This is a genomic window from Pseudogracilibacillus sp. SO30301A, from assembly GCF_037072025.1.
Taxonomy (GTDB): Bacteria; Bacillota; Bacilli; order Bacillales; family Amphibacillaceae; genus Pseudogracilibacillus.
Window position 1 is genome coordinate 21,412 of sequence record NZ_JAXHDD010000054.1, and the last position, 6,000, is coordinate 27,411.

The 6,000-nt window shown below is 33.0% G+C and carries 7 protein-coding genes; all 7 read right to left on the reverse strand.

Annotated elements, in window-relative coordinates:
• Positions 1-383 precede the first annotated feature (383 nt).
• The gene (locus SPD89_RS18335; protein ID WP_336263398.1) at positions 384-2,042 is read right to left on the reverse strand and encodes a thiamine pyrophosphate-dependent enzyme; all 1,659 of its coding nucleotides are present in this window, start codon (positions 2,040-2,042) and stop codon (positions 384-386) included.
• 788 nt (positions 2,043-2,830) lie between these two features.
• Positions 2,831-3,235, reverse strand: a complete 405-nt coding sequence (locus SPD89_RS18340) for a hypothetical protein (protein ID WP_336263399.1) — start codon at positions 3,233-3,235, stop codon at positions 2,831-2,833.
• 4 nt (positions 3,236-3,239) lie between these two features.
• Positions 3,240-3,560 (reverse strand): hypothetical protein, encoded by a 321-nt coding sequence (locus tag SPD89_RS18345; RefSeq protein WP_336263400.1) that lies wholly within the window; start codon positions 3,558-3,560, stop codon positions 3,240-3,242.
• A gap of 54 nt (positions 3,561-3,614) precedes the next feature.
• On the reverse strand, positions 3,615-4,139 hold the full coding sequence (locus SPD89_RS18350; RefSeq protein WP_336263401.1) for a hypothetical protein: 525 nt from the start codon (positions 4,137-4,139) through the stop codon (positions 3,615-3,617).
• A 23-nt stretch (positions 4,140-4,162) separates the two neighbouring features.
• Complete coding sequence (locus tag SPD89_RS18355) at positions 4,163-4,390, reverse strand: hypothetical protein (protein ID WP_336263402.1); 228 nt, start codon at positions 4,388-4,390, stop codon at positions 4,163-4,165.
• Between the two features lie 136 nt (positions 4,391-4,526).
• Entirely contained in the window at positions 4,527-5,210 is a 684-nt protein-coding gene (locus tag SPD89_RS18360; protein WP_336263403.1) for a DUF5710 domain-containing protein, read from the reverse strand.
• A 254-nt stretch (positions 5,211-5,464) separates the two neighbouring features.
• Positions 5,465-5,851: a tyrosine-type recombinase/integrase gene (locus SPD89_RS18365; RefSeq protein ID WP_336263404.1), complete on the reverse strand. Its 387-nt coding sequence runs from the start codon at positions 5,849-5,851 to the stop codon at positions 5,465-5,467.
• Positions 5,852-6,000 lie beyond the last annotated feature (149 nt).

Below are 6,000 nucleotides of genomic sequence, written 5' to 3' on the forward strand. Positions count from 1 at the left end.
TTAATTCTATAGTAATTCTTTTGATTACATACATCATAGTTGAAGGATACTGCGTCATAACTCCGGATAGTAATTGTCCAATAGCTACGGAAATACACTTCGCTTTCTGCGAGCACGACGTCCTACCTTCAAAGCGGAAGATAACGATTTCCTTTAAATGACCCTACTTATTGTATTCTCGCTAGAAGGGTAACGATTAGCACTTAATTGTGCCTGTTCTCCCTGGACTCTCGCTAGAAGAGTAACGATTTACACTTAATTCTGCCTGTTCTCCTTGGATTCTAGCTAGAAGGGTAACGATTAGCCTCTATATGCCCATGTTCTATGATTTAACGTCGAAGTTTATGGATTTTGTGTAAAAACATTTTTCTTCAGAATTAAGCCTAGTTTTTTGCTTTCTCTCTAATTTCTTCAATCGTTGTATCTACAGAAATTTGCTCTTTCTCCGTAATAATTTCAATAACAGAAACACAATCTCCAGCAAGTGCCTCTTTAAAAGCAACATTAAATTCATCAATTGTCTTTACTGAATATCCTTTTGCTCCAACACTTTCCGCTAGATTTTTAAACGAAACAGCACCTAAGTCAGTAGCAATGACTTTTTCCGGATAATGCATTTCTTGATGCATCCGAATCGTACCATACATATTATTATTAAATACGAGCGCAATTACCGGAATATGATAACGAACTGCCGTTTCCAGTTCATTTGCTGTCATCATAAATCCACCATCTCCCGCTAATGTGACAACCGTTTTATCTGGAAAAGCGAGTTTTGCTCCAATTGCCGCCGGTAACCCATAGCCCATCGCCCCTGACGTTGGCCCGACATACGTTTGTGGCTTTATAAACTTGAAAAAATCATGCAACCAGCTAACGAAGTTTCCAGCGTCATTTGTTAACAACGCATTTTCCGGCAATATTTCCTGTAGGGTTGCAATCACCTGTTTATTGATGACATCCGTTTTCGTTCGTTTTAATTTGCTAGCCTTTTCATAAGCAGCTCTTTTTTGAAACACCCACTCCTGCCAAATTGGAGTAATATTTAACGACGAGAACGCATGCAATGCTTGAGAGAGATCCGCTACAATCCCGATGTCTGGACTGTACACTTTCCCTAACGTTTCATCATTAATATCCACATGAATCAACGTATGATGATCTTTCAACAGTGTGTAATCTTTTGTCGTCACTTCTGACAACCTCGTACCAAGCGCTATAATTGTATCTGCTTCCCCTATCATTTCATCAATATATTCACTTTTTCCAAGCCCCAAATGACCAACGAATAAGGGATGATTATGTGGAAAGGCATCATGTCTACGGAAAGCAACCAGAACCGGAAATTGGTATTTCTCAGCAAAAGTTATTATTGCCGTTTCTGCCTTTGAGCTTTTCACCCCTCCACCGACGATTAAGAGCGGACGTTTTGCCTGATTCAAAATCATTTCAATATTGACTACTTCCTGTTTCGATGGTGCAGGTTTTGGTTTTATGAAACTCCCCCTAAACGTCATTTCTTTTTTTACCGGTAAGATATCTTCTGGAAGTGAGATAACAACAGGACCAGGTCTACCAGATTGTGAAACTCGTATTGCTCTCTCCATAATTTCAGGCATTCGTTCTGGATCCCTTACTTCCACTGCCCATTTTGCTATTGGACTGAAAAACTGATCTAAATCTACTTCTTGAAAACCTTCTCTCCCCCGAAATTTACTATGGACTTGACCTAGCAATACAATCATCGGCGTAGAATCTTGATAAGCTGTATGTACTCCGATTGACAAATTAGCTGCTCCAACTCCGCGGGTTGCAAGAACGATTCCTGGTTTTAGAGTTGACTTAGCATATCCTTCTGCCATAAAAGCAGCTCCACCCTCATGGCGAGTAGAAATTACATGAATACTAGATTCGTCGTAAAGTGCATCTAAGACTGGTAAGTAACTTTCCCCAGGCACACAAAATACATGCTTAATACCTTCTTTCTTAAATATTTCAACAATTGCTTGTGCAGCAGTCATTCTCTGCTTTTTTAATGTCATGGACGTGTCTCCTTTTTCTTAAAACGTCATCGTTCGACAAAATTTGCAATCGCTTACATTTCATTTACTGAAATGATATTTCAAACTTAACTAAAGTATAACGTAGTTTCATATTGTTTTCAATCTTATTTTGTAAAAATGAATGGATTAGAGTATTGCGTATAAATTGAGTCAATAAATGCATAAAAAGAGCCACTATTGCCATAAAAGTGTAGCATATCAGCCATTTTTTACCAGTGATGTCACGGTATTTACCACTTGTCGCCAACACGTTTACCAATGCATAACGTAAAAGAGTGCTGATTTAAAAGGATTTTGAAAGATAAAAAGCCTAATCTCTTAGTGTTTTTAGCGAAGAATTAGGCTTATGATAATCTACAATCGCGACTTATTGTTGAGTACTTTGGTAAATATATAATGATTATAAAAATGGTATCAATATAAAGCTAATTCTATTACTTCATTTTTCCACTGCATTTGGTATTATATCAATTTTATATTAGAATATTTTTGTTTATTACTCTTTTTTCTATGTTGTGTATTTTAATCTACTATGTTGTCCCTAAAAAGTAAATCCAAAAAAGAGTTTTCAATTTCTTGATCGTTTTTATAGAAAATCTCGTGTTTACCCACAATGAGTTGCCTTAGTACATCATCCAATTTCCTTGATATATCAACTAAAGCATCTTCTGTTCCTTTAAGATATTGCCCGTGCACTAATGACGATCGATAGTTATAAGCACCTTTTATTAATCGAAATAAATCCTTTTTTGACTCCTTAGAGGTACCTAGCATAATAGCCACACGTTCCGCAATTTTATGATTAACCTCTGACTTACCAACTGTAACAGACATTCTAAGGCTGTACAATATGATAGGATTTTCATTGGCAAAATATAGTTTGTTCTAGCAATCCCTAAAAAGTAAGATACTCTTACAAATCTATTAGAACCATAGTCATTAAATAAATGATTTGAATTTGGCAGCTTACCACCAAAACTATCTTCAGCAAGGTCTTTCATTGTAGGTGGTTGAAAATCCTTAATTGCTTTAGATATTTCTGAGTCAGTAAATATTGACTGTTTCTGTTCACCAGTAGCATAAGTGAAAATCTCTGACAACGATGCTTTATAGGTAAATCCATCTTCAAATTGGTTTTGATACACAATCAAAAAGCCATCTCTTACATACACATTATTATCCTTTATCTCCCATAGTTTTCGTGCAAAATATTTGTGCTTGTCTTAAAAAAGAAAAGGTATTTTCAGTTCCAGTTTCATCCATTTGTTCTTTTGATTGTATATTAGTAAAATTCCCATCAATATAAAAATAAACATTATTATCGAATTCATCTATTGAGTGAAGACCCAATGTATCACGCATCAAACTTGTTTTCATTATTTGCGATAATATTTGTGATCCGTTTGAAATTCTAGCACCCGGAAATATTTTAGTTCCCTTATTTTTTATATTGTCTAGTTCTAAATTATGTAGTATAGTTATGAATATATATTTCATATATATTCCCTCTTTTTAATTATCTTTTATTATAACAACTACTTTCAAAAACAATTATTCAACTTTATTAAAATACCAGTCAGGTTCATCCGAAAATTGTCCACCATATATTTTTATGGGAGGATATTTAATACTTTCCATATTATAAATTTTAACCATGTTTTTCTTTTTGAGAACCCGAAATATTTCTTCACCGCTTCCTGTTTTAAACCAAGATGTATTGGTATCCTTATCTGCTATCAAGGACATTTCTGTTCGACCTTGTTTTACTTTTACCTTGTATTTACCAATTATCTCTTTGTCTTCAGAGTCCTCTTCTTGGATTATCGTAAATCTATTGTCATCACTTGAAAATGTAATCTTACCAATAATCTCTTTATCTTCCTCTATTAAATAACTGCCAGGCAAATGAGATTGTATATCTTTTTTCTCTTCACCTATATTCATTAAATATATTCCTAAACCAATCAATAGCGGAATAGCTATCACAATCAAACAACCTGCCAAGTACTCCCAAAAGATTACACATAAAAATATAATAACTACAACAATGATTACTATTCCTATTACTTTTTCCATTTGCAACCCCCATATAGAATAGATCATACTCTTTTTTCTAATTTCTCTAATATATATTTTTTACACGATTCTTTTTTCCAGTATCTTTTCCCTCCAATCATCAAATCGGGTTGTGGATTTTTTTCCCTTCTAATATATGTACTTATCTTTGCTTCACTAAATGGAATACCATTCTCGTTCAAATACTCCGTGAAACGCTTTTTATCAAGCATTGCTACATTTTTTCCATTCTTTAAATGTTCTTCTAACATCGGGAAATGATCTAATACCTTACAATGACATATAATTCTCCAACTGTTAAGTTGCTTAACGTTTTGCGTCTTTATTATTTATAAAAAAATCGATAATCCCCTCTTCAAAATAGGTTCTATCGGTCATTATTACTTATCAATAAAAATTGCTAATAACCGAATCTTTCATAAATTTTTCTTTGTTAATATAGTTTGTATATGAATATGATGGATAGCCGTCAGCTTTAGTAATAATATGTACTTTGTGTAAATTAACATTTTTTAATATTTCCGGATTTATAAAGGTAAAAGGAGAATCTACTTCATCAAATAAATAATAATTCCCTTGTTTTGCAAGACAGTGTTCACAATACTGTTGACCCTCAATTCTTTTTGCAACGCTAATAAACTTGTTAATAATATTATCATTGAACAAACCTAATTTATAAACTACCTCGTGATGTAAATATCTTAGATTTATAAAAAAGGGCTCTTTTTCATAGATCCAACCGTTGACAAACACTTCTTTTCCACCCAATTCTATATAATCACTTGAATCTGATAAGTATTCATATTCATTAAATAAAGCAGCATATACTTTCGTTGGACTTTTGCACTTCCAACATTGACGATATGATTCAGCCAAATAAACACAATTTGCGAATAATGAATAATCAGTATCATATTTTAGCCATCTTGCAAAGTCTGGACAATCTAAAAGATAATCAACTGTATACCATTGTTTCCGAACGGGATTCCACCTTGCTCCATAACTTTTAACTAATTCCTTTTCATTAAATGGTACGTTTAAATAATGTCTTTCTTTCTGTTCATCCACCATAGCATTAACTCCTACCTATATTATTTAAGTAATTGCTTCGGGATTCTAGTTATTACCAAATACCAATAGTTCACAAAAACTTATCAATTGTTTTATCGGATACATTCAAATAATGATCCGACAATGTCTTGAATGATTGGTGACCTGTTTGCTTTGCAATCGATTCAAGATCTGCTCCTTTTTCATGCATTGTTGAAACCTGTGTTTTTCGGAGGTTATATGCAGTTAGTCCAATAGTTCTGTTTAAAAGTTTTCTAAATGCTTCTTCTGAAACTTTTTACACTCTCATATCTTCCATTTTTATAAACTCTTCCAACAAAATAATCATCCTCCTTTAATTTATACCTATTAATATAATCTTTTACCGCTTTTGTGGATTCTTGAGTCAATCTTTTTTCGTGCCATGATTTCTGTTTCTTCATATATATACTAACTGAATTGTTTTCTAATTCAAAATCTTTTATTTTAAGTGCTACCATTTCACTTGGTCTATTTGCAGTAATTAAATTTACTAAACAAATTGCTTTCTCCCTAATTGGTAAATTGCGAACCAATTCCATAAGATCATCCCTATCAACTTTTTGTTTACCACCTAATTTTATTAAATCTTTATTTTCTTCATCGTTATATAATATAAACACCAGATATGTGAAATGTCCTTCATTGTATCAAGTTCTTTTTTCAAATCAATTTTATAATTAACGCTTAAGTACTTCTTTGTTGCCGACAATCTTTTTTCCCAAGTATTCTTTTTCCCGAATTATTCATAGAACCACACACTCTAAATAAC